Source organism: Gimesia benthica, assembly GCF_009720525.1.
GTDB lineage: Bacteria > Planctomycetota > Planctomycetia > Planctomycetales > Planctomycetaceae > Gimesia > Gimesia benthica.
In genome coordinates this window covers 4,295,734-4,319,409 of record NZ_CP043930.1, presented here as the reverse complement: position 1 = coordinate 4,319,409, position 23,676 = coordinate 4,295,734, and the positions used below count along the sequence as shown (strand labels likewise).

Below are 23,676 nucleotides of genomic sequence, written 5' to 3'. Positions count from 1 at the left end.
GTCTCGCTGTAAGATGCAGACAGGACTAAAGTGTTTTAAAAAATCAGTTATCTGGTCGACAGCCCTAGACGGACGGACGACGTTCTACCAGCCGGACGTTAACTGGTAACTTGTGTGCCACACGAGCGAAACAGCGTTTTGCTGCCTCGTGCGAGACACCTGCCAGTTCGAACAGAACCGTACCTGGCTTGACGACGGCAACCCAGTGATCCGGTTCCCCTTTACCCTTACCCATACGGGTTTCCAGAGGACGGGATGTTACCGACTTCTGCGGGAAGATCCGGATATAGAGCTTACCTTCACCTCGAACATATTGTGTGGCTGCAATTCGGCACGCTTCGATGGTTTGAGCTGTGATATGCCCCGGGTCCAGAGATTGTAAGCCCCATTCACCAAAGGCAACAGTGTTACCACGTGTCGCATTACCTTTTATGCGTCCTCTTTGGCTTTTGCGGTGCTTGACCCGCTTTGGCATTAACGCCATCGCGATTCTCCTCATCTGAATAATCACCAAGGTCAATCCAAACTTTCACTCCGATGACTCCGAAGGTGGTGTGTGCCTCGCGGAATCCGTAGTCAACGTGACGCTGCAGAGTCGACAGGGGGATTGAACCACGGCTGGCTTTTTCGCGCCGTGACATCTCCGCTCCACCCAGACGACCGGAAAGCTCGATCTTAATTCCATGAACGCCCGTTTCCATTACCTGGTCCAGGGCACGCTTAATAGTTCTTCGGAAGCTACCACGCTTGGAAAGCTGCTGTGCGATATCTTCCGCTACCAACGCTGCACTCTGCAGTGCATTGTCGACTTCAATAATCTTCAATTCCATCCGACGACCGGTGAGATCTTCCAGTTCGGCTTTCAACCGGTCTACTTCCTGTCCCTTACGACCAATGATGATCCCGGGACGGGCCGTAAATAAGTGCACCACTACCTGATCGCGAGTTCTTTCGATCTCCACTTTCGGGATGCCGGCAAACTTATATTTGGTTTGAATAAATTTACGTACCTTCTGATCTTCAACCAGCAATGCCCCAAAATCTTTCTTGGAGGCATACCAACGACTTCTCCAGTCTTCAACGACTCCGACTCGAAATCCGGTTGGTCGAACTTTTTGCCCCATGATACAGGTTATCCTTTAAGTATTTCTGGTTGAGAATAATAAGTGTCTGGCAACAGTGATCCGATTACCTAAGGCAATTCGGGAGCATCAATCGAAACATGAATGTGAGACATCCGGCGACGAATCGTGTAAGCCATACCGCGGGCACGGGGCTGAATCCGTTTAAACATCGGACCGCCATCAACGCGTGCTTCGGTGATCTTCAGGCCTTCCACATTGCGGGCACCTTTGTCTTCAGCATTGGCCATCGCACTCTTGATAACCTTTTCCAGGAAACGGGCACCCCGGTTCGGAATGTATTTCAAAGAATCCAGACCTTCCGAAGCAGTCATTCCCCGAACCATGTCTGCAAAAGGACGCACCTTAGTTGCTGAGATTCGTGCAAATCGATGCATTGCTCGAACTTGCCCCATGACAATTACTCCACTTCACTATTGCTTAATTTCTATCGGTTATCGGCCTGTCAGGCCGTAATCACCACCAACACAAACAGTTTATTTCTTCTTAACGGTATGGCCGCGGAAGTTGCGGGTCAGGGAGAATTCTCCCAGCTTGTGACCCACCATTTCTTCGGTGACATACACGTTTAAGTGAGCGCGCCCGTTATGCACCAGGAAAGTGTGACCTACAAATTCCGGAGCAATAGTTGAAGCCCGAGCCCATGTCTTGATCGGCGTCTTTTTTCCCGATTCGTTCAACTTCTCAATCTTCTTCAGAAGTTTAACGTCAACATAAGGCCCTTTTTTCAGAGAGCGACCCATAAAACTTGTCCTCAATTATCGAAAACAGATAGTTATTTTTTATTCAGTTCAACACACTACGTCAGAGTTTCAGCTGGCCATAACGACGAGACTTACGCCGCCGAATGATAGCCTTTGATGAAGCTTTTTTCTTCTTGCGGGTCTTTCCACCTTTCGCAAGCTTACCAGTCGGACTACAGGGATGACGACCCCCGGAATTACGACCTTCACCACCACCCATCGGGTGTGCAACAGGGTTCATACAGGTACCACGCACGTGAGGACGACGCCCCATCCAGCGTTTACGACCAGCTTTACCCAGTACAACTTTTGTATGCTCAGAGTTACCAATTTCACCGATCGTTGCCCGACAGGAACTGGGAACACGACGCACTTCGCCGGAAGGCAGAGTGATCTGAGCCCAGTTATCTTCGCGAGCGTTCAGAACAGCACCTGTACCGGCACTCCGGCACAGCTGTCCGCCACGACCTGGCTGCATTTCAACATTGTGTACCATCGAGCCCAGCGGAATGTTTGCCAGAGGCATACAGTTGCCGACATTCGGCTCAACCTTTTCGCCACTTACTACGGTATCACCAGCAGTCAAACCTTCAGGTGCCAGGATGTAACGCTTTTCACCATCAACATAGTGCAGCAGCGCGATCCGGGCCGAACGGTTGGGATCGTATTCAATCCCGTTAACCTTGGCTGGAACACCATCTTTATTCCGACGGAAGTCGATCAGACGATACATCCGCTTGTGTCCGCCGCCACGATGCCGTGCGGTGATCACACCCTGGTTGTTTCGTCCACCTTTTTTCTTGTATCGTACGAGCAGGGATTTCTCAGGAGCCTTCTTACGATCTGTGATCGCTGCGAAATCGCTCACCGATGCACCACGCCGACCTGGTGTCGTTGGCTTGTAGAATCGGATTCCCATAATTTATTTCCTCAATGATCTGCTGGTTTCAAAAACCGGTTCACAATTTGTCTTCGATGCAACTCAACCTGCGGCTTAGAAGAATGAAATACGATCATCCTCGTGCAGTTCGACAATTGCCTTCTTCCAGGATTTTGTATAACCAACTTTATATCGATGGCGACGCGGCTTTCCGCCCCGGTTCTGGGTTCGCACGGAAACCACACGCACATTCCATAAATCAGATACCGCTTTTTTGATATCCGTTTTTGTCGCCGACTTATCAACGACAAACGTGTATGTATTGTAAGACTCAGACTGATGAGTCCCTTTTTCTGTCACCAACGGCCGGATGACGACCTGATACGGTTCCAGCTGAACGCCTTTTTTTGAACCATCTGACATAACTGTTAACCTCAATATCCAGACTGGACTTTTAAACCAGGCACTTCGTCAAATTAACCTTCATTCCGACCGAGCAATGCATCCAGGGCTGACTTGGTCAGCACCATCTGCCGCTTATGCAGAACATCGTATGCATTCAGATCACTGGCGGGAGAAACCTGAACCCCGGCAATATTGCGGGCAGACTTCCAGACAACAGGATCGTGACCTTCAACCGTCAACAGACAACTGGTGCCGGTCAGACCGAGTGCCTTCAGCACGCCGGCGACTTCTTTTGTTTTTGGCACTTCAAGAGCCAGCTCATCCAGCAGTGTTACCTGCTCATCTTCAAACTTACTTAGAATCGCCATCCGGGTTGCGAGCTTGACAGCCTTCTTGGGAAGACGGTAGCTCCAGTCTTTCGGAGACTTGGCAAAAGTGTGACCACCGCCCCGACGAACAGGAGTCCGGACCGCACCAGCACGAGCCCGACCAGTACCCTTCTGACGATACAGTTTTCTGGTACTACCAGCCACCATACCGCGGCTTTTGGACTTTGCAGAACCAATCCGCTTATTCGCCTGGTACATCACAACCACATCGTGGAGCAACTGGCGGTTGATACCACTGGCCAGTTCGGTGGACTCGAACTCATACTTGCCCACTTCTTTGCCAGCTTTATCTTGAATTGCAACTGAAATCATTTCGACACCATTTATTAAGGCAGAATCAGGTAACTACTTCAAACACCCGAATCAATATTTGTTAGTATGACGAATGACGAGATCACCACCGTTAGGACCGGGGACTGCACCTCTCACCAGAAGCACACCATTCTCTTCGTCAACGCGGACAACTTTCAAGTGTCTGACAGTAATCTGCTTACCACCATACCGACCACCCATCCGTGTCCCCTTAAGAACACGAGAAGGATCTGCACTCATACCAATCGAACCACCATGGCGGTGCACACGTTTCACACCGTGTGTCGCACGCTGTCCGGAGAAGTTATGACGCTTCATAACCCCGGCAAAACCACGACCCTTGCTGGTTCCAATCACGTCAATGTGACTTACTTCATTGAACAGCGAAACGGTAAGCTCGTTACCCACTTCGCAGCCATGATCTTCACCATCAACGCGAAACTCTTTAATAAAACGCTTGGGCTCACAACCCGCCTTGTCGGCAACGGCCACACCCGCTTCTGTACGTTTCTTCTGACGCTTACTGTCCAGGGCGGCAACATGACCACGCTCACTGCGAGCAGAGAGACGACGAGGCTTATCTTCAAAACCGACCTGAACCGCTTCGTAGCCATCGGTGTCTAACGTGCGCACCTGCAACACATGGCAGGGGCCAGCCTGAATCACCGTAACAGGAACCAGGACTCCATCGTCGTAAACTTGGGTCATTCCGACCTTTTTACCCAGCAGACCGACAGGCATACTCATCACCCTTAAACAACGGGAACAGAGCTTCTACGAAATCCGCCCGCAGGCGAAAGCAAGAAGCATAGCACCACCAGCGATCGAATCGCCGGATCCCTAACCAATCAAGCAGACCCGGCGCAACACCAGACCTGCGAGCATCATAACGAAAACTTTAAAAGAACTAGTTTCCGCCAGCGGACGCCTTAATTTTAATATCAACCCCAGCAGGCAGAGACAATTTATTCAAAGCATCAATCGTCTTACCGGTTGGAGACAAAATATCAACCAAACGCTTATGAGTCCGAATTTCAAACTGCTCACGAGATTTCTTGTCGATGTGAGGTCCTTTCAGGACCGTATATCGCTCAACCCGCGTCGGCAGAGGAATGGGGCCATGCACAATCGCACCGGTTCGCTTCGCCGTATCAACAATATCTGCTGCCGACTGATCCAACACGGAGTGATCATAAGCTTCCATGCGAATTCTAATTCGCTCTTGACTCGCAACGGCCACCAATAAATTCCTTCATTAAAATATGACTCAGACCCTGTTTAGACAATTTTCTCGCACAGGGAAGCGAGCAATATTACTGAGAGCCTCACCGGTTGTCAACAACCCCAACAAAGCAGAAAATGCTTTTTTTGAAATTCCGACACTCCAGCTCAATCAGCGACCCAGCCACTGTTCATTTGAAACCTGCCAGGCAACTTTCAAAATCGTAGACGTGACAAGTTACACATTCACACCCTGGATACCAAGGCTGCCACGTCTCAAAATTTTAAAAATTATCCAATCATCTCTTTTAAAACGCTTTGCGGAGCCGCCGCATACTTCAAAGGCTCCATCGAAAACGATGCCCGCCCCTGCGAGAGACTGCGAATCTGGGTAGAATAGCCAAACAATTGCGACAAAGGCGCCTCGACCTCCATCACACACAAATCTCCGCGCCATTCGCTGTTGAGCACGTTAGCATTCCGCGAACTGAGATCTGCCTGGATGTTTCCACGAAATTCATCAGGTGTCACCACTTCCATTTTCATGATTGGCTCTAGCAACTGAATCTTCGCATCCATAATGCAACCATGCAACGCTTCGGACGTTGCCGCCTCGACCGCCACATCGCTGGTCTCACCTTCTCGCGACTGTGCATCCAATACCACAAACTGCACATTCATCAAAGGAAACCCAACCTGGCCTCCCCCGTCGACACCTAACCGCAGAGTTTCCATCAACTCTTTTTCTAACTCCGGGTTCAACTCATTCGGCTTCAGCTGACTCTTGATGGAAATCGGCTTATCCCCCTTGAAGGGCTCCAGCCGCAGCTTGACTTTGAAATACATATTCCCGTTGGCTGAAGGACGATTGAACTCAACCTCTTTCTCGACAGCGGCGGTAACAGTTTCTCGATAACTCACGCGCGGCTTATGCACCCGCACACTCAAGTTGAACTCTTTCTGCATCCGGTTCCGCAACACTTCCAGGTGCAATTCGCCCATCCCGGAAACAATAGTCTGCCCCGTTTCCTCGTTAGCCACAGCCTTGAACGTGGGATCCTGACGAGACAACTTCTGCAGTGTATCCTCAAGCTTCTTCCGGTCCGCACTCGATTCCGGCTCGACCGCCATTGAGATCACTGTCTCTGGAAACGAAATGGTTTCCAGCAAAATCGGATGCTGAATTTCACACAACGTATCACCAGTCACAGCCTCTTTCGGTCCGATCACTCCGATGATATCGCCGGCATCAATACTGTCCGTCTCAACCTTCTCACGCGCCCCGGCCTGCACACGCCACAACTGACTGACCAGCTCTTTCTTACCGGTCCGCGGATTCAACAGACGACTGCCACTCTTCAACTGCCCCGAGTAAACCCGCATGAAACACAAATCGCCATGCTTGTCCGCCTGAATCTTAAAGACCAGCCCACACATCGGCTCATCCACACTTGGACCGCGCGTTTCGTGACCACCCGCCTCGCCGCCCCGCTTTTTGGGCTGCGGATTAATCCCCTCAACCGGCGGCCGATCCAGCGGACTGGGCAGAAAGCTCGTCACACCATCCAACACAGGCTGGACACCGATATAATTCAGAGAGGAACCACAGAAAGTCGGCTGCAGATCACCCTTGAGAGTCGCCTCACGGAGCAACCTGACAATGACATCCTCTGCAATGTCTTCAGTCTCGTAATACTGCTCCAGAACCGCTTCATCCAGCTCAGCTACCGACTCCAGTAATTTGGCACGCCATTCCTGTGCCTTTTCCAGATAGGCTTCCGGAATCTCCTGCACTTCGAACTGATCCCCCATCGACTCCTGGTCATAAAACAGGGCCTGCATTTTAATCAGATCAATCACGCCACTGAAGGAATCACCGGTTGATGTTGTGCCTTCACCAATGGGAATCTGCAACGCCACGGGATTGCCCCGCAAGCGTTTTTGAATCTCTTCAAACGTCCGCTCGAAGCTGGCGCCGATACGGTCCATCTTGTTAATGAAACAGATACGGGGCACATTGTATTTATCCGCCTGCCGCCAGACCGTTTCACTCTGCGCCTCAACCCCTTCCATCGCACTGAAGACCACGACCGCACCATCGAGTACGCGCAGACTGCGCTCGACTTCAGCCGTGAAGTCGACGTGCCCGGGAGTGTCGATAATATTGATCGTGTGCCCGTTCCACTTACAGGTAATCGCCGCAGAATAAATCGTGATTCCCCGCTTCGCTTCCTCCTCGTCGAAGTCGGTTGCAGTCGTACCTTCATCCACCCCGCCCGGGCGGTGCAGGAACTTGGCGTAGTAGAGAATCCGCTCGGTAGTCGTCGTCTTACCGGCGTCAATATGAGCGATAATCCCGATGTTTCTGATCTGATCTATTGAAGTTGACATTCTGGTCCTGCCATTCCAACTGAAATTGAATCACAAAAACAAAACCCAACTGCCGCGAATCCTCCATTGGACTTCAACCGGCCAGCTGGCTTTAGACTTTTCAATCTACAAAAAAAAAGACGCAGCAGGCAATGGTTTATCACCATCGCCAGTGCGTCTAATTGATCTTTACTTTGCCTTAGCGCGAGAAGGCGAAGTGAGCAAATGCCTTGTTCGCTTCAGCCATACGATGAATATTCTCACGGGTAGTGATGGCAGTACCTTCTTTTTTGTGTGCAGACAGAATTTCGTCAGCCAGACGAACTTCCATCGGACGACCTTTCTTGCCGCGAATCGCAGCCAGAATCCAGCGAATCGCCAGAGTCTGCTGACGCTTGGGATTCACAGGGGTCGGCACCTGGTAAGTAGCACCACCAACACGCTTCGAACGAACTTCAACACTGGGCTTAACATTTTCGACAGCCTGTGTGAAAACTTCGATCGGCTCAACATCGGGAATACGCTCTTTGATGCGATCCAGAGCTGAGTAGAACACGTTTTGAGCAATGCTCTTTTTGCCATCATGCATCAGACAGTTAACAAACTTGGAAGCCAGCAGTGAATTGAACCGCGGATCTGGCTTCAGCTGAGTCGCACTGGCTGTAAACTTCTTGCTCATTCCATCTTTTCCTCTGACATTTGCCTCAGCGCCTCACGGGGCACTGATGAATGTAATCAAACTGTGTGAATTTTATATGCTTGATAAACCAGGCGACTATTTGGGACGCTTGGTTCCGTAACGGCTACGTGCCTGACGACGATCATTGACGCCCAGGGTATCCAGAACGCCACGAATCACTTTGTAACGTACACCAGGAAGGTCGCGAACACGACCACCACGCACCAGCACGATCGAGTGCTCCTGCAGGTTATGACCTTCACCGGGAATGTAAGCCGTCAGTTCCTTGCCGTTCGAAAGACGAACACGGGCAACTTTACGCAGAGCGGAGTTCGGCTTCTTCGGGGTCACAGTCTTGACCTGCAGACAAACCCCACGCTTCTGAGGGCAACCTTCCAGCAGTGGAGTCTTACTCTTAGAGATCTGCTTCTTTCTTGGCTTACGAATCAATTGATTAATTGTTGGCATCGAGATAACCCATCTTCGTTCAATGCTTGAACTTCAATAATAACTTCTATTTACAGGCAGCCATTGTAACAAATGGCCACTATTATATGCAATTAATTCCCTGTTGCCAGAGTTAGGAACGGGACAATGTATCCAGCCTGCAGGCATCCGTCAAGTCTCACGAATCACCCAATTCGGGATCTGAGACAAAGTGAATTCTGCTCGCAGACCAGATACGCTTCCTTTATTCCTCTACTCGTCAAAAGGGTTCGGACTGGGGCTCGGCGGGGTGCTGTCCAGGGAAGAATCAGAGCCCCCCTGTCCATACTCTTCCGAATCCTGTCCACCGCCCAGTGGGACCGGCTTGTCGGGCTGAACTTCGTTCAACAGACTCATCCGTGCTGCCAGAATCCGCTCTTTCTCGGCTTTCAGCTCTTCCAGAGCCTCGGGACGAATCCGAACTTCGGCAGTCTGGTGCTGATAGAACCCGGTACCAGCAGGAACCAGGTGCCCCAGAATCACGTTTTCCTTCAGACCAACCAGGTAGTCGACCCGACCGGCCAGAGCCGCTTCGGTGAGCACCTTGGTAGTTTCCTGGAAGCTGGCTGCAGAGATGAAACTTTCACTCTGAACCGAAGCCTTGGTAATCCCCAGCAACTGCGAGCTGGCCGAAGCCGGACGCGGTTTGGAGAAGCTGGCAGGTCCCTGACCGGCCAGTTCTACCTGGGCATTCACTTCTTCGATCGTCGCCAGAGGTACCAGGTCGCCTGGCTGGAAGTCAGTATCGCCGGAATCGACGACCTTCACGCAGGCACTGGTTTCTTCGTTGATCTTCTGGAAGGCCAGCTTATCCAGCACGATGCCCGGCAGCAGATTGGTATCACCCACATCTTCTACCAGCACCTTACTCAACATCCGGGAAATAATGATTTCCAGATGCTTATCGTCAATCGTCACACGCTGTGCACGATACACGTTCTGAATTTCATGCAGCAGGTACTGCTGAACGGCCTCGGTACCACTCACACGCAGAATGTCGTGTGGAACCAGCGGACCACGCACCAGTGCGTCTCCCGCCTTCACCAGGTCGCCGGCGTGTACCAGCAGGTGCTTACCGTGAGGAATGACATGCTCAACTTCAGTGCCGTCTTCCCCGCGGACAATCACGATTCGCTTACCACGTTTCTTCTCAGGCACGAACTCGACTTCACCGTCGATTTCCGCGAGAACCGAAGGATCCTTCGGACGACGGGCTTCGAACAGTTCGGTCACACGCGGCAGACCACCGGTGATGTCCTGCGTACCGGAAGATTCACGGGGGTTCTTCGCGACCACCGTACCAGCGGTGATCTGCTGACCTTCTTCCACTTCGATACTTGCTTTTTCAGGCAGGTAGTAGAAGTCCAGAATCTTGCCGGTACCATCTTCGATGATGATCTGCGGATGCAGTTCCCCTTTGTGCTCGATGATCGAACGGCGAATGTGACCACTGGGGTCTTTGTCGGTGCGGATGGTCTTGCCTTCCACACACTCTTCGAAGCGGACGCGACCGCCCACTTCCGCCAGGATCGAAATCGAGTGCGGGTCCCACTGACAGATAACCTGGCCTTCAGCAACCTCATCCCCTTCAGCAACACGCAGGGTTGCACCGTTGGGAATGGTGTAACGTTCGAGCTCACGGCCTTTCACATCGTTGACCACAACTTCACCGTTTCGGGTCAATACAACGCTCATACCTTCGTTGTTGACCACGGTCCGGATACGGGCAAATGTAACTTTACCAGCACGACGGGTGCGAATTTCGCTTTCTTCCACTTCACGGGAAGCGGTACCACCAATGTGGAACGTACGCATCGTCAGCTGAGTACCAGGCTCACCCACACTCTGGGCAGCAATGATCCCCACGGCCAGACCTTCTTCGACCAGCGAACCGGTGGAAAGGTCCATCCCGTAACACAGACGACAGATCCCCAGCGAAGATTCGCAGGTCATCGGGCTGCGTACCTGGATCTTTTCCAGCCCCATGTTTTCAATCCGACGGGCGATGTCCACGGTGATCATCTCGTTTTCACGCACGATCACTTCGTCGGTAATCGGATCGACGATGTTCGTCCGGCTGACGCGACCACGGATCGCATCGGTCAGACTCATTTCGACCTTTTCACCACGGTAAACCACACCACGGGTCATACCCTGGGTCGTACCACAGTCGTGCTCGGTGACAACCACGTTCTGACAGATGTCTGCCAGCTTACGTGTCAGGTAACCTGAGTCCGCTGTTTTCAGAGCGGTGTCAGCCAGACCTTTACGGGCACCGTGGGTCGAACTGAAGTATTCCAGTACGGTCAGACCTTCACGGAAGTTCGCCTTAATCGGCGTTTCGATGATCTCACCACTCGGCTTGGCCATCAGACCACGCATACCACCGAGCTGACGCATCTGTTCGATACCACCACGAGCACCAGAGTTCGACATCAGATAGATCGGGTTCACATACTTCCCGTTTTCACGATAGTCGTTTTCCAGCTCGTGCATCATCGATTCGGTAATCTGCTCACGAGCGTGAGTCCAGGTATCGAGAACCTGGTTGTAACGCTCTTCAGCGGTAATCAGACCACGATCGTACAGCTTGTTTTTCTGCAGTACGGTCTTTTCCGAATCCCCGATTACCTTTGCCTTATTCGGCGCGGTTTTCAGGTCGCTGGTTGCGAATGACAGACCACTGAGCGTTGATTCCCGGAAACCGGTTTCCTTCATCTTGTCGAGCAGGTTGATCGTTTCGCGACGTCCCAGCTCCAGATAACAGTCGGAAATCACGTTCGAAAGGTCACGCCCCTTCATCGTCAGGTTGTAGTAAGCCATCTTCTTGGGCAGAATGTCGTTGAAGATCACACGACCAGTGGTCGTTTCAATCAGACCGCCCATCTTGAAGTCGTCGGCCCCTTCCCCTTTGATCCGTTTGTCGGATGGCATCCGGACCTTGATGATGGCATGGCGATCCAGCTTCTTCTGCTGGAAGGCGGCGTGCACTTCACCCACATTGGAGAAGACCATTCCTTCTCCGACCCGCTCTGTTTTCTTGAGCGTCAGGTAGTAGCAACCCATCACGATATCCTGAGAAGGACGAATGATCGGTGCCCCGTCGGAAGGACTGAAGATGTTGTTGGTTGACAGCATCAGGGTTGTGGCTTCTACCTGAGCTTCGATGGACAGAGGCAGGTGAACCGCCATCTGGTCGCCGTCAAAGTCAGCGTTGAATCCACCACAAACCAGCGGATGGACGCGGATCGCGTTTCCTTCCACCAGAATCGGCTCGAAGGCCTGAATCCCCATACGGTGCAGCGTGGGAGCACGGTTCAACAGCACCGGATGGTTCTGAATGACTTCATCCAGGATGTCCCACACGTCCTCGTCTTTACGTTCCAGCATCCGCTTGGCAGACTTGATTGTATCGGCGTGCCCGCTGTCTTTCAGACGACGGATAATGAACGGCTGGAACAGTTCGAGTGCGATCTTCTTGGGCAGACCACACTGATGCAGTTTCAGTTCCGGCCCCACTACAATCACACTACGGGCAGAGTAGTCAACACGTTTACCCAGCAGGTTTTCACGGAAACGTCCCTGCTTACCTTTGATCATGTCGGTCAAAGATTTCAGTGGACGGTTGGAAGAACCAAGCACGGGACGCTTACAGCGGTTGTTGTCGAACAGAGCGTCGACCGACTGCTGCAACATACGCTTTTCGTTACGCACGATCACTTCCGGTGCGTTGAGATCGACCAGCTTCTTCAACCGGTTGTTCCGGTTGATAATGCGGCGATACAGGTCGTTCAGGTCACTGGTGGCGAAGTTGCCGGAATCCAGCAGCACCAGCGGACGCAGATCCGGAGGAATCACGGGAATCACTTCCAGCACCATCCACTCAGGACGGTTGTCACTGTCACGCAGCGATTCCACAATCTTCAGACGTTTGATGTAGTCTTTGCGTTTCTGCTGGCTGTTGGTTTCAAACAGATCCTTGCGGAGCTGTTCGGAGAGTTCAACCAGGTTCAGGCTCATCAGCAGCTTTTTGATCGCTTCGGCACCCATTTCGATTTCGAAGGAACCTGGGCCATACTTGGCCTGATTCTGCCGGGCTTCCTCTTCGGTCATCGTCTGGCACATTTCCAGCGGGGTGTCGCCCGGATCAGTTACCACGTAATCCTGGAAGTAAATCACTTTTTCCAGGGCGGTGGTCTTCATATTCAGCAGAGCACCCAGGCGGCTGGGCATGGACTTGAAGAACCAGATATGCACGATCGGTGCTGCCAGCTCGATGTGTCCCATACGCTTTCTACGCACACGACTGTGGGTCACTTTAACACCACAACGGTCGCAGATCATGCCCTTGTACTTCATCCCCCGGTATTTACCGCAGGCACATTCCCAGTCTTTTTCCGGCCCGAAAATCCGTTCGCAGAACAGACCATCCCGTTCGGGACGGTAGGTTCGATAGTTAATCGTTTCCGGCTTCTTGACTTCTCCGAAGGACCAACTTCGAATATCGTGTGGACTGGCCAGGCCGATTTTCACGGAACCGTAATCGTTAATTCGCTCGTAAGCTGTTTGTGCAACACTCACTGTGCACGCTCCTTATTTTCTGAACTATGTATGATCAGAGTTTGATCATGAAAAGAAACTTCACCCGGGCAACACGTCTCATCACTGAGTACGCATCAGGTAGGGTTCTTTTCCAGTTGTAGATTCAAACCAAGTCCACGAATTTCGTTGTTAAGCACGTCGAAGCTGGCGGGCGTTCCGGCTTCGAGTGTGTTTTCTCCATTGACCATCGATTCATAAATCTTGGTCCGGCCTTCCACATCGTCACTCTTAACAGTGAGCAGTTCCTGCAGAATATAAGCTGCTCCGTAAGCTTCCAGAGCCCAGACTTCCATTTCCCCGAATCGCTGACCACCGAAGCGGGCTTTACCACCCAGAGGCTGCTGCGTAATCAGAGAGTAAGGACCGGTAGAACGGGCATGCACTTTGTCATCCACCAGGTGGTGCAGTTTCAGCATGTAAATCTGACCGACGGTGGTTTTCTGCTCGTAAGCTTCACCCGTACGACCATCGTACAACTGGGCCTTCCCGTCAGCAGGCAGACCAGCGGTATCCAGGTATTCCTGAATCGAAGTTTCCAGAGCACCATCGAATACCGGACAGACAGCACGGAAGCCGTGCTTCTCGGCAGCCCAACCCAGGTGGGTCTCCAGAATCTGTCCCACGTTCATACGACTCGGAACCCCCAGGGGGTTCAGCATGATGTCGATCGGAGTTCCGTCTTCGGTGAAAGGCATATCTTCGATCGGCAGAACCTTGGAGATCACCCCTTTGTTACCGTGACGACCAGCCATCTTGTCACCCACGGAAATCTGACGCTTGGATGCCACGTAGACTTTGACCATCTGCAGCACGCCGTTTGGCAGTTCTTCGCCACGCTTCATGCTGTTAACCTTCTGGTCGCAGGTATCGATCACATCTTCGACATTGGACCACAGATTTTCGATCACAGCACGGCAGTCGGCTTTCTTCTGCGGGCTGCGAATATCCAGGTTATCCAGGTGTGACAGGAAGTCGTGAGCATACTGAGAGACGAACTTGTCTTCTGTAATTTCACGAATCTTACGACCATCATCGTCAACCAGAGGCTGTCCCAGAGCAGACTCGAATTCCTTGAGAAATTCGCGGAATTCAGCGGCCACCTGTTCGTATCCTTCTTCTTCGACCTTCTTCAGATCTTCGTCGTACTGCTTCCGTTCGTAGTCAGTCAGACTCATCCGACGGGCAAATTTCTCGGTGTGAATCACGATCCCTTCGACACCACTGGAAGCTTCGAGTGATTCGTTCTTCACGTCCTCACCCGCACGACCGAAGATCGCGTGCAGCAGTTTTTCTTCCGGTGTCAGTTCAGCCTTGGCTTTCGGAGAGACTTTACCAACTAGGATATCACCCTGGCGGACGCGGGTACCAACTTTGATAATCCCGTCTTCTCCGATGTGACGCAGTGCCTTTTCACTGACGTTGGGAATGTCGCGAGTGAACTCTTCACGACCCAGCTTGGTTTCACGAATTTCCACATCGAATTCATCGATGTGAATCGAGGTGTAGACATCTTCTTTCACCAGACGCTCAGAAAGAATGATCGCGTCCTCGAAGTTGTATCCATCCCATGACATGAACCCGACCAGCACGTTCCGCCCCAGAGAGAGCAGCCCGTCTGCAGTCGCAGCACTGTCACAGAGAATCTGACCTTTCTTAACCTGGTCACCCACACTCACACAGGGAGTCTGGTTCAGACAGGTCCGCTCGTTGAGGCCTTCGTATTTTCGCAGACGATATTTCTTGCCGTCTACTTCCACACGGTTTCCGTCCACATAGGTCACCTTACCGGCTTTCTCAGCCCGGACGACCATCCCTGAGTTCTGTGCGACAGCTGCTTCCATGCCGGTTCCCACCAGGGGAGGCTCGGCAATCAACAGAGGCACAGCCTGCCGTTGCATGTTAGAACCCATGAGTGCCCGGTTCGCGTCGTCGTGTTCGAGGAACGGAATCAGACCAGCGGAAATCCCCACCATCTGTGCGGGGTCAACGTCGATGTAATCTACGGCACTGGCGGCAATCCAGACCACGTCATCCCGGAAACGGGCCATCACGCGGTCTTCGGTGAAGCGACCTTTTTCCACGGGAGTATCGGCGGGAGCCACGTGCACTTCTGCTTCTTCATCAGCCCGCATCCAGTGCACTTCGTCGGTCAGCTTACCATCTTTCACGTAACGGTAAGGTGTCACAAGAAAGCCGTAATCATCTACCTTTGAGAAGATACTCAAACTGGAGATCAGACCAATGTTGGTACCTTCAGGAGTCTCAATCGGACAGATACGACCGTAGTGAGAAATATGAACGTCACGCACTTCGAAGCCGGCACGCTTCCGGTTCAAACCACCAGGTCCCAATGCACTCAAACGTCGCTCGTGAGTCAGCATGGACAGCGGGTTCGTCTGGTCAACCACCTGCGAGAGTTCACTTCGACCGAAGAAGAAATCGATCGCAGCGGAAACACTCTTGGGATTGATCAGGGTCCGTGGAGACATTTCTTCCACGTCCTTCTGAGTCATACGCTCCTGCACGGTTCGACGCAGCTTCAGGAACCCTTTCCGGATTTCATCCGAAGCCAGCTCATCGATGGTTCGCAGACGACGGTTACCCAGGTTGTCGATGTCATCGACATACGCAGAAGAATCACCGACCCGCAGACGGACGAGATAGCGGATTGAGTTGATGAAGTCTTCCGGACGCAGTGTCATTTCGGTGTCAGGCACATCCTGCTTAAATTTCCGGTTGATACGGAAACGACCGACACGGCCCAGACGGTAACGGTTGACGTCAAAGAATTTTTCTTTGAACAGGTCAATCGCACGCTCCAGCTGAGGAGGGTTACCTGGACGCAGACGAGAATAGATTCGCAGCAGGGCCTCTTCGTGAGTGACAGTCGGATCTTCGGCAATGCTCTGCAGGACCAGCAGGTCATTGACTTCATCGACGACTTCAACCGTTTTCAGAGATGATTCTGTAATCTCTTCGGCCAGCTCTTCAGTAATGGTGCCACAGCAGTCCAGAATGATCTCACCACACCGATCATGACCGGCAGGATAAATCACATCTTCAGCAACGATCTTACCGACCAGCTTTTCGGCTGCATCTTTGTTGATCTTTTCTGATTTGGTTTCATAGAACAGCTTCACCAGGTCGGTGTCAGAAGAGTAATCTTTCGACATCGCCCGCAGCAGAGTCATCGCAGAGAACTTACCACTCTGGTCGATCCGCACACCCAGTGTGTCTTTCTTACCGACCACCAGCTCGATCCAGCTTCCACGCTCTGGAATCACGCGGCAGGAATATTCTTTCTTCTCACCAGGCTCTGAGCTGAGTACGAAGTCAACACCGGGAGAACGGTGCAGCTGGCTGACGATCGCACGCTCGGCACCATTGATGATGAATTCACCACCACCGATCATGACAGGCAGATCACCCAGGTAAACTTCTTCTTCGATCGGCTGCTCTTTCACCAGACGCAACCAGACGCGGAAAGGACGTCCGTAGGTCAGACGCAGCTGACGGCACTCGGTCGGAGTGTAACGAGGTTTTCCCAGTTCATACTTCACGTATTCCAACTGGTACTGTCCCTGATAACTCTCAATCGGGAAGACTTCACGAAGGATTTCTTCCAGGCCCTGGCTCTTGCGCTCACGGGGAGACTTATCGGCCTGAAGGAAGTTTGCATAGGAATCCGTCTGAATCTGTGTCAGATCAGACAATTCAAAACTATGCTCAATGGTACCAAAATTCTTAACAGTTTGAGTAGGAATCGTTCGCTGTGCTGGAATCGGCATTAAGATGATCTTTTCTACTTACCTGGTGCCAGATGTGGAATTACTCCGCGCAGACCGCTCACGCGGCTGAAAAGGAGCACTTGCCATGGATAGCGAGGAACCGCAGCGCGTACCTCGAGAGAATACAGCCCCGACTGCTGCATGAAAAGCGAATCGCTCGACGAAATTAAAGCCTGGTAAATCGCTCAATACTACTTTGCTATTCAAAAGAGAGTACAATGAGTCGATTGCTTAGACCATATGGGACTGACACGATGACTGATCGAAGCAGATAACTAAAGGAAACAAATCTATCAGCAACAAGGACATGCAACCAAGTGAAGTAGTCCTGAATAACAATAAACAAAAAAGCTAGCTCGCGCAACGACATACTATCGCAGCGCAACCTGCAGGCACTTATTCTAGACTGTTAAACACCACACTTCAATTGCACGCAGAAAAAAACCATATAAATGTACATAGTAACACAAGACTAACCTGTGCCAAAGCAAGCTTCAGCACAGGTTAAATCCAGATGGCTTTTTTCTCAGCGACGATTTACTTAACTTCAGCAGTACCGCCTGCTTCTTCGACTTCCTTAACCAGAGCTTCAGCATCTTCCTTGGAGACACCTTCTTTCAGTGGTTTAGGAGCACCTTCTACCAGTTCTTTGGCTTCCTTCAGACCGAGGCCTGTGGCGCCACGAACGACTTTAATGACAGGAATCTTGTTGTCACCGAATCCGGTCAGAATGACGTCGAATTCAGTCTTTTCTTCAGCAGCTTCACCGCCACCGTCTCCACCACCAGCAGGGCCAGCCATCATTACGGCGCCACCGGCTGCAGCTTTGATTCCATGAACTTCTTCGAGGTAATCAGCCAGTTCTTTAGCCTGGAGCAGAGTCAAACCAGCAATTTTGTCGCCCAGTTCTTTGGTTTCTTCACCAAATTCAGTTGTTGCTTCGGCTGTCGCCATCTTCTCTTTCCTTTCGCACGAATGCGTAAAAAAAATCTCTCAATAGTGTAAATCAAATCAACGCCGCTACGTCACTACGGTCGTTGCTACAAATTTATGAATATCCGCCTCAGGGAGAGACAGACCGGCCGTCTATCCTTCTTCGCCTTCGGCGATCGACTTGATCTGCCCGACCACGGTTCCACCGGGCCCTTTGATTGCACCTGCAAGCTGTGAACCAGGTCCGAGGATTCGACCGACAATGTCTGCGATCAGTTCCACACGACCCGGGCTCTTGCTCAGCTTGGTCACATCATCAGTGGACAGCGAGGTTCCCTCTGTCAGACCACCCTTGATGTCGAGCTCCTGGATTTCCTTGGCCCATTTGCTCATCTCTTTAGAGAGCTCAACGATATCTTCACCACCCCAGACCAGAGTTGAAGGCCCCTTAAGAACCTCTTCCAACCCTTCAATGCCTTTATTGGCAAATGCCCGTCGAGCGAGTGAGTTCTTGACTGTCAGAGCAGTGAGCCCCTTTTCCTGCAGCTTGATACGAAAACTGTTATCAGTAATCGCATCCACTTTTGCAGAATCTATCACGACGAAGTCGCGGACATCGCCGATCTGGGATTCAATCTCCGAGATGATCATTTCTTTTACAAATTTACTCATTGGATCTCTTCCAGCTTGTTAAACGCCGAAAACAGCAATATGTGATGTTATATAAAATCTGTCAGGATTCGACGCTCCCCACTACAGGGCAACAGAAATCCCCGGGCTCATGGTTGCCGAAACGGCGACGTTTCTCACATAAGCACCTTTGACTGAAGAAGGACGCAAGCTGTCCAGATACTTCAGCATCGCCTGGATATTTTCGATTAACTGAGTTGGTTCAAACGACATTTTGCCAACCCGGCAATGCACGTTTCCACCAGCGTCGACACGAAATTCGACTTTACCAGCCTTGTAATCTTTGACTGCAGTTTCCACATCCTGGGTAACCGTACCAGCACGAGGCGAAGGCATCAGACCGCGTGGACCAAGCACACGACCGAGTGGACCAACCACACCCATCATATCGGGAGTTGCGATCGCGACGTCAAAGTCGAGCCAGCCACCTTTAATCTTGTCAGCCAGATCTTTACCACCAGCGGCATCTGCACCAGCGGCTTCGGCAGCTTCCAGATTGGCGCCCTGGGCGAATACAACAACCCGCTGTGCCTTACCAATCCCGTGTGGAAGAATGATCGAACCACGCACCAGCTGGTCTGCCTGGCGGGGATCGACACCCAGACGCACAGCCAGTTCTACAGTCTGGTCCATTTTGACCGGCTTGATAGCAGCTGGCAGATCGCTATCCAGCGATTTCAGCGCCCCTACAGCTTCTTCCAGACTGACAGTGCCGAGGCCTGACAGCTTTTCATTGTAATGCTTTGTCCGCTTGGATTGTTTTCCCATGACTCTTTTATCCGGTAAACGTGCTGTTTGTATTGATGAAATCTGATAGTACTTGAGGGCAGCCTGCTGCCCGTTTCAGATTATTTTTCGACTTCAATGCCCATGCTGCGGGCAGTTCCGGCAATAATCTTGGCAGCCTGATCGATGTTCGGTGCATTCAGGTCTTCGAACTTGGTCTTGGCGATTTCCTTCAGCTGATCAACGGTCACTTTGCCGACCTTGTTCTTCTTAGGATTCCCTGCCCCTTTAGCCACCTGAGCAGCCTGCTTGAGCAGAACTGCAGCCGGCGGGCTCTTCAGGACAAAGTCGAAAGAACGATCGTTAAAGATACTGATCACAACAGGAATAGTCGTTCCTGCCATATCCTTGGTACGCTCGTTGAACTGCTGCACAAACTGGCCAATGTTGACACCATGTGGACCGAGGGCTGTACCAACTGGAGGAGCCGGGGTAGCCTGACCACCGGGAATCTGAACTTTTACTTCTGTAACAAGCTGCTTAGCCATTTTGACCGACTTTCAAAACACTTTATAAACAGGTGAATCAAATATATCTTTTCAATGCCGAGCCGGGTGACCCGTCACACTTTTTCAATTTGCCAGTATTCCAGCTCTGAAGGTGTCGGACGGCTGAAGATCTCTATCAGGACCGTCACTTTACCACTGGCTTCGTCAATGGCATCAATTGTGCCTTCAAAGCCTTCAAACGCACCATCTTTAATTTTGACAACATCGCCTGTCTGGAAATCCAGCTTGATTTTGACAGGTGTTTCTTCCTTGGTCTCTTCACGCCCCAGCATGCGGGAAATTTCATGCTCCTGCATCGGAATCGGCTGACCAGCGGCCCCGGTAAAGTCACCAACGCCATTCGTTGACCGCACCAGATACCAGCTGTCATCATTCAACTCTACCTGGATCATCAGATAACCAGGGTAGAGCTTGCGTTCATAAACGCGTTTCTTACCACCTTTTGTTTCAACAACTTTTTCCGTGGGGATGATAATTTCCCCAAAGTACTCTTCCAGGCCGTCCCGCTTAATTCCCCGCAGCAGGGCATCACGAATCGATTTTTCGCGGTTGCTTTGTACCTTCAGTACGTACCACTGCCGCTTTTCTGATCCCTCTGAATTTTCAGAGGTTGGTTCAGAACCCGAATCATTACTCATGAGACACCTTCAATCAGACCCTCGACGACAACAAAAGCCCTGATTTTATTCGAATGCGACAAACAAAGAGACCGCCAAAACCGGAATCGCCCATAATGAGCAGGAAGACCATTTTATTCAAGAAGCAGAGATCAAAAAATCTCTGTTATTCGCTGAATGCCGGCCACGTCCTGCTTCAAATCCTGAGAAAGCCGATCAACTGGAAGAGGGCCTGCCAGAACAGATCGAATGCCAGTAGCAGAAACGCCAGCAGAAACATGACCACAATCACGACTGTCGTTGAACGCCACAGCTGCTCCTTGGTTGCCCAAGTCACTTTGCTTACCTCGGCTTCCACCGAAATCAGGAAGTCAGCAAACCGGGGAAAATTCACCAGACGATATGCCAACCATGCGGAAACTACGACCACTCCGACCGCAATCCCTTTCTGCAGCCCTGCAGACATCCCCAGGGGCAACACGTTATACAGCGAATAGGCGCCAAAAATCGCCACGGCCACCAGGCCGATCGCAGTTAACTGACGCACCAGGCGCCCCTGATTCCTTTTATACAAACCACCACTAACCAGAGTGGCAGAAAATGCTTGTTCCGATTTGGATTTAGCCATGAGACCGACTTACTAACTACCAGATACCTATGGTGTGAACCACTGGAACCGCAAACCTGTTTTCCTGAGCCAACACTCGACCGAACTCAATCAGTCAGCGCCGACATCAACAGTAAAACTTTAATAAACACGGGCGGAGGGACTTGAACCCCCAACCGCTGGATTTGGAATCCAGTGCTCTGCCAATTGAGCTACACCCGTCCACAACATTGAACTGACCAAACAGATTTGACCACCGGAAGTAACTCGAAACAACGCACACCAGCTCACAAAATCCCGGTCAGCAAGCCTTATTTCTTGCGCGACTCTTTGTGCAATGTGTGACGCCGCAGCTTGGGGCAGTATTTCATCAATGAAAGCCGCTCAGTGCCGCGAGTCTCCTTACTGACCCGATAGTTTCTCATACCAGTCTCAGTACACTCTAACCAAACATATTCACGTGCCATAACAGCCCTCAGTCCCCACGGACATCAATTTCACAAATCAACTGTAACTTGAAGATGTCCACCCTGCCAAAACAGGGTGGACACCACTTATCTTCAAACCGAAGCGATCGTTCGACTACTCGACGATCTTGGTAACCACACCAGAACCGACGGTACGACCACCTTCGCGAATCGCGAAACGGCTACCTTCGGACATAGCGATTGGCTTACCGAGTTCAACTTCAACTTCAACGTTATCACCAGGCATACACATTTCTGCGCCACCCAGCAGCGTGGTTGAACCGGTTACGTCAGTAGTACGGAAGTAGAACTGCGGACGATACCCGTTGAAGAACGGAGTATGACGACCACCTTCTTCTTTGCTCAGCACGTATACCTGACCTTCGAACTTGGTGTGCGGAGGAATGGAACCGGGAGCAGCCAGAACCTGACCACGCTCGACGTCTTCCTTCTTGGTACCACGCAGCAGGATACCAACGTTGTCACCAGCCAGACCCTGATCCAGAGTCTTCTGGAACATTTCAACACCGGTACAGGTTGTTTCCTGAGTGTCACGCAGACCGACGATTTCAACCTTGTCACCAACGTTGATTTTACCAGCTTCAATACGACCGGTAACCACGGTACCACGACCAGCGATAGAGAACACGTCTTCGATCGCCATCAGGAATGGCTTGTCTGCTTCACGCTCTGGAGCAGGAATGTCAGAGTCGAGAGCATCCATCAGCTCGCCAATGCAGGCGTTGTATTTTTCGTCGCCAGGGTTATCCAGAGCACCTTTGGCGTTACCACGAACGATGGTAATGTCATCGCCTGGGAAACCGTACTTGGTCAGCAGCTCACGGATTTCCATTTCAACCAGCTCGAGCAGTTCTTCGTCATCAACCAGGTCACACTTGTTGAGGAAGACAACCAGAGCAGGCACGTCAACCTGACGGGCCAGCAGGATGTGCTCACGAGTCTGGGGCATGGGACCATCAGCAGCAGACACAACCAGGATCGCACCATCCATCTGGGCAGCACCGGTGATCATGTTCTTGATGTAATCCGCGTGACCGGGACAGTCAATATGAGCGTAGTGGCGAGTTTCGCTTTCATATTCCACGTGACTCACAGCGATCGTCACAGTCTTGGTTTCGTCACGAACGGTTCCGCCCTTCGCAACATCAGCATAACTCTTGAGTTCAGCAAGACCCTTATGAGCCTGGACTGCGAGCAGTGACGCAGTCAGAGTGGTCTTACCATGGTCGATGTGTCCAATCGTACCAACGTTTACGTGCGGCTTTGTTCGCTCAAAGACTTCCTTAGCCATCTCTCTTTAAAACCCCTTTTTCAGGCCCGCACTCGAGGACCTGAACAATAAAACCAACAAAACAATTAGCGAGGTAAAAACAGGAGTCACCCCTCGCACGCAAGAGGCACACACCTCCTGAGAACCACATTTAACGATAATCAAAAAGCTGCTGATGGGACTTGAACCCATGACCTCGTCCTTACCAAGGACGCGCTCTACCAACTGAGCCACAGCAGCAATTTTTGAGAATTAAACCGAAACGCGTTTCTATTCAAAAGCGGGTGAAGGGAATCGAACCCTCACGACCAGCTTGGAAGGCTGGGGCTCTACCATTGAGCTACACCCGCGTCTAATTTTACGTGACTCAGTCACTTCCAATTCTTTTGAATGGGGGAAGCAGGATTCGAACCTGCGAAGGCGTAGCCACCAGATTTACAGTCTGGCCCCTTTGGCCGCTCGGGAATTCCCCCTCCCAACCAGCCGAAGCTGGAAGTCACAAGTTGTAATCTGGCAACAATTTAAATAATAAAACTGCCTCAAATCGCAACTAAAAGAGCTAGCGGTGGGAATCGAACCCACAACCTTCGGTTTACAAAACCGATGCTCTGCCGATTGAGCTACGCTAGCCTGTCAAACTGAGACTAAACTAGCAGGCTTCAAGCCTCATGAACCTGAACAACTCGCCTGGCTAAAGAGGTACTTTCCCCGCCGAAACTCAGTAAGCAGCTCAATATAGCAATCAGGGACCTGCTTGCA

At 51.4% G+C, this 23,676-nt stretch carries 22 protein-coding genes and 5 tRNA genes; all 27 read right to left on the bottom strand.

Annotated elements, in window-relative coordinates; genetic code table 11:
* Window positions 1-64: 64 nt before the first annotated feature.
* On the bottom strand, window positions 65-484 hold the full coding sequence (gene rplP, locus F1728_RS16670; protein WP_145192471.1) for a 50S ribosomal protein L16: 420 nt from the start codon (window positions 482-484) through the stop codon (window positions 65-67).
* Window positions 423-1,124 (bottom strand): 30S ribosomal protein S3, encoded by a 702-nt coding sequence (gene rpsC / locus F1728_RS16665; RefSeq protein WP_155365054.1) that lies wholly within the window; start codon window positions 1,122-1,124, stop codon window positions 423-425. Before rpsC ends, rplP begins: the two co-directional genes overlap by 62 nt.
* A 68-nt stretch (window positions 1,125-1,192) precedes the next feature.
* Window positions 1,193-1,537, bottom strand: coding sequence for a 50S ribosomal protein L22 (gene rplV, locus F1728_RS16660; RefSeq protein ID WP_145192477.1), 345 nt, complete (start codon window positions 1,535-1,537; stop codon window positions 1,193-1,195).
* 81 nt (window positions 1,538-1,618) lie between these two features.
* Entirely contained in the window at window positions 1,619-1,885 is a 267-nt protein-coding gene (gene rpsS / locus F1728_RS16655) for a 30S ribosomal protein S19 (RefSeq protein ID WP_145044978.1), read from the bottom strand.
* Window positions 1,886-1,946: 61 nt separating this feature from the next.
* Entirely contained in the window at window positions 1,947-2,804 is an 858-nt protein-coding gene (rplB, locus tag F1728_RS16650) for a 50S ribosomal protein L2 (protein ID WP_145044980.1), read from the bottom strand.
* 75 nt (window positions 2,805-2,879) lie between these two features.
* The gene (gene rplW, locus F1728_RS16645) at window positions 2,880-3,188 is read right to left on the bottom strand and encodes a 50S ribosomal protein L23 (protein ID WP_145044982.1); all 309 of its coding nucleotides are present in this window, start codon (window positions 3,186-3,188) and stop codon (window positions 2,880-2,882) included.
* A gap of 53 nt (window positions 3,189-3,241) precedes the next feature.
* Entirely contained in the window at window positions 3,242-3,871 is a 630-nt protein-coding gene (gene rplD / locus F1728_RS16640; RefSeq protein WP_155365053.1) for a 50S ribosomal protein L4, read from the bottom strand.
* A 51-nt stretch (window positions 3,872-3,922) separates the two neighbouring features.
* Window positions 3,923-4,612, bottom strand: coding sequence for a 50S ribosomal protein L3 (rplC, locus tag F1728_RS16635; RefSeq protein WP_145192483.1), 690 nt, complete (start codon window positions 4,610-4,612; stop codon window positions 3,923-3,925).
* A gap of 166 nt (window positions 4,613-4,778) precedes the next feature.
* On the bottom strand, window positions 4,779-5,111 hold the full coding sequence (gene rpsJ, locus F1728_RS16630; protein ID WP_145044987.1) for a 30S ribosomal protein S10: 333 nt from the start codon (window positions 5,109-5,111) through the stop codon (window positions 4,779-4,781).
* Window positions 5,112-5,383: 272 nt separating this feature from the next.
* On the bottom strand, window positions 5,384-7,483 hold the full coding sequence (gene fusA / locus F1728_RS16625) for an elongation factor G (RefSeq protein ID WP_155365052.1): 2,100 nt from the start codon (window positions 7,481-7,483) through the stop codon (window positions 5,384-5,386).
* A 178-nt stretch (window positions 7,484-7,661) separates the two neighbouring features.
* Window positions 7,662-8,141 carry a 30S ribosomal protein S7 gene (gene rpsG, locus F1728_RS16620; protein ID WP_145192489.1) on the bottom strand — a complete coding sequence of 160 codons (480 nt, stop codon included), beginning with the start codon at window positions 8,139-8,141 and terminating at the stop codon, window positions 7,662-7,664.
* 96 nt (window positions 8,142-8,237) lie between these two features.
* On the bottom strand, window positions 8,238-8,609 hold the full coding sequence (rpsL, locus tag F1728_RS16615; RefSeq protein WP_002649821.1) for a 30S ribosomal protein S12: 372 nt from the start codon (window positions 8,607-8,609) through the stop codon (window positions 8,238-8,240).
* A 231-nt stretch (window positions 8,610-8,840) separates the two neighbouring features.
* On the bottom strand, window positions 8,841-13,208 hold the full coding sequence (gene rpoC, locus F1728_RS16610; protein ID WP_145443064.1) for a DNA-directed RNA polymerase subunit beta': 4,368 nt from the start codon (window positions 13,206-13,208) through the stop codon (window positions 8,841-8,843).
* Window positions 13,209-13,303: 95 nt separating this feature from the next.
* The gene (gene rpoB / locus F1728_RS16605; RefSeq protein WP_155365051.1) at window positions 13,304-17,017 is read right to left on the bottom strand and encodes a DNA-directed RNA polymerase subunit beta; all 3,714 of its coding nucleotides are present in this window, start codon (window positions 17,015-17,017) and stop codon (window positions 13,304-13,306) included.
* Between the two features lie 537 nt (window positions 17,018-17,554).
* Window positions 17,555-17,971: a 50S ribosomal protein L7/L12 gene (rplL, locus tag F1728_RS16600; RefSeq protein WP_145443066.1), complete on the bottom strand. Its 417-nt coding sequence runs from the start codon at window positions 17,969-17,971 to the stop codon at window positions 17,555-17,557.
* Window positions 17,972-18,103: 132 nt separating this feature from the next.
* Entirely contained in the window at window positions 18,104-18,622 is a 519-nt protein-coding gene (rplJ, locus tag F1728_RS16595; protein ID WP_155365050.1) for a 50S ribosomal protein L10, read from the bottom strand.
* A gap of 81 nt (window positions 18,623-18,703) precedes the next feature.
* The gene (gene rplA / locus F1728_RS16590) at window positions 18,704-19,408 is read right to left on the bottom strand and encodes a 50S ribosomal protein L1 (protein ID WP_145192504.1); all 705 of its coding nucleotides are present in this window, start codon (window positions 19,406-19,408) and stop codon (window positions 18,704-18,706) included.
* 80 nt (window positions 19,409-19,488) lie between these two features.
* Complete coding sequence (gene rplK, locus F1728_RS16585; RefSeq protein ID WP_145192507.1) at window positions 19,489-19,914, bottom strand: 50S ribosomal protein L11; 426 nt, start codon at window positions 19,912-19,914, stop codon at window positions 19,489-19,491.
* Window positions 19,915-19,988: 74 nt separating this feature from the next.
* Window positions 19,989-20,573 (bottom strand): transcription termination/antitermination protein NusG, encoded by a 585-nt coding sequence (nusG, locus tag F1728_RS16580; RefSeq protein WP_145045005.1) that lies wholly within the window; start codon window positions 20,571-20,573, stop codon window positions 19,989-19,991.
* A gap of 175 nt (window positions 20,574-20,748) precedes the next feature.
* Window positions 20,749-21,099: a preprotein translocase subunit SecE gene (secE, locus tag F1728_RS16575; protein ID WP_228030209.1), complete on the bottom strand. Its 351-nt coding sequence runs from the start codon at window positions 21,097-21,099 to the stop codon at window positions 20,749-20,751.
* A 209-nt stretch (window positions 21,100-21,308) separates the two neighbouring features.
* Window positions 21,309-21,381 (bottom strand) — tRNA-Trp (locus F1728_RS16570).
* 89 nt (window positions 21,382-21,470) lie between these two features.
* A complete protein-coding gene (gene rpmG, locus F1728_RS16565) occupies window positions 21,471-21,626 on the bottom strand; it encodes a 50S ribosomal protein L33 (protein WP_144980952.1) in 156 nt (51 codons plus the stop codon).
* Between the two features lie 115 nt (window positions 21,627-21,741).
* The gene (gene tuf, locus F1728_RS16560) at window positions 21,742-22,938 is read right to left on the bottom strand and encodes an elongation factor Tu (protein WP_155365048.1); all 1,197 of its coding nucleotides are present in this window, start codon (window positions 22,936-22,938) and stop codon (window positions 21,742-21,744) included.
* Window positions 22,939-23,084: 146 nt separating this feature from the next.
* Window positions 23,085-23,157, bottom strand: a tRNA-Thr gene (locus F1728_RS16555).
* Between the two features lie 39 nt (window positions 23,158-23,196).
* Window positions 23,197-23,267, bottom strand: a tRNA-Gly gene (locus tag F1728_RS16550).
* Window positions 23,268-23,308: 41 nt separating this feature from the next.
* Window positions 23,309-23,390: transfer RNA gene (locus tag F1728_RS16545), tRNA-Tyr, on the bottom strand.
* An 84-nt stretch (window positions 23,391-23,474) separates the two neighbouring features.
* A tRNA-Thr gene (locus F1728_RS16540) sits at window positions 23,475-23,547 on the bottom strand.
* Window positions 23,548-23,676: the final 129 nt, after the last annotated feature.

Bases quoted from the DNA above. Each gene is read 5' to 3' on its own strand.
- fusA (WP_155365052.1), bottom strand. From the start codon at position 7,483: ATGTCAACTTCAATAGATCAGATCAGAAACATCGGGATTATCGCTCAT.
- rpmG (WP_144980952.1), bottom strand. From the start codon at position 21,626: ATGGCACGTGAATATGTTTGGTTAGAGTGTACTGAGACTGGTATGAGA.
- rplW (WP_145044982.1), bottom strand. From the start codon at position 3,188: ATGTCAGATGGTTCAAAAAAAGGCGTTCAGCTGGAACCGTATCAGGTC.
- rplB (WP_145044980.1), bottom strand. From the start codon at position 2,804: ATGGGAATCCGATTCTACAAGCCAACGACACCAGGTCGGCGTGGTGCA.
- rpsG (WP_145192489.1), bottom strand. From the start codon at position 8,141: ATGAGCAAGAAGTTTACAGCCAGTGCGACTCAGCTGAAGCCAGATCCG.
- rpsS (WP_145044978.1), bottom strand. From the start codon at position 1,885: ATGGGTCGCTCTCTGAAAAAAGGGCCTTATGTTGACGTTAAACTTCTG.
- rplL (WP_145443066.1), bottom strand. From the start codon at position 17,971: ATGGCGACAGCCGAAGCAACAACTGAATTTGGTGAAGAAACCAAAGAA.
- rpsC (WP_155365054.1), bottom strand. From the start codon at position 1,124: ATGGGGCAAAAAGTTCGACCAACCGGATTTCGAGTCGGAGTCGTTGAA.
- nusG (WP_145045005.1), bottom strand. From the start codon at position 20,573: ATGAGTAATGATTCGGGTTCTGAACCAACCTCTGAAAATTCAGAGGGA.
- rplJ (WP_155365050.1), bottom strand. From the start codon at position 18,622: ATGAGTAAATTTGTAAAAGAAATGATCATCTCGGAGATTGAATCCCAG.
- rplP (WP_145192471.1), bottom strand. From the start codon at position 484: ATGGCGTTAATGCCAAAGCGGGTCAAGCACCGCAAAAGCCAAAGAGGA.
- rplV (WP_145192477.1), bottom strand. From the start codon at position 1,537: ATGGGGCAAGTTCGAGCAATGCATCGATTTGCACGAATCTCAGCAACT.
- tuf (WP_155365048.1), bottom strand. From the start codon at position 22,938: ATGGCTAAGGAAGTCTTTGAGCGAACAAAGCCGCACGTAAACGTTGGT.
- rpoB (WP_155365051.1), bottom strand. From the start codon at position 17,017: ATGCCGATTCCAGCACAGCGAACGATTCCTACTCAAACTGTTAAGAAT.
- rplA (WP_145192504.1), bottom strand. From the start codon at position 19,408: ATGGGAAAACAATCCAAGCGGACAAAGCATTACAATGAAAAGCTGTCA.
- rpsL (WP_002649821.1), bottom strand. From the start codon at position 8,609: ATGCCAACAATTAATCAATTGATTCGTAAGCCAAGAAAGAAGCAGATC.
- rplD (WP_155365053.1), bottom strand. From the start codon at position 3,871: ATGATTTCAGTTGCAATTCAAGATAAAGCTGGCAAAGAAGTGGGCAAG.
- rplC (WP_145192483.1), bottom strand. From the start codon at position 4,612: ATGCCTGTCGGTCTGCTGGGTAAAAAGGTCGGAATGACCCAAGTTTAC.
- rplK (WP_145192507.1), bottom strand. From the start codon at position 19,914: ATGGCTAAGCAGCTTGTTACAGAAGTAAAAGTTCAGATTCCCGGTGGT.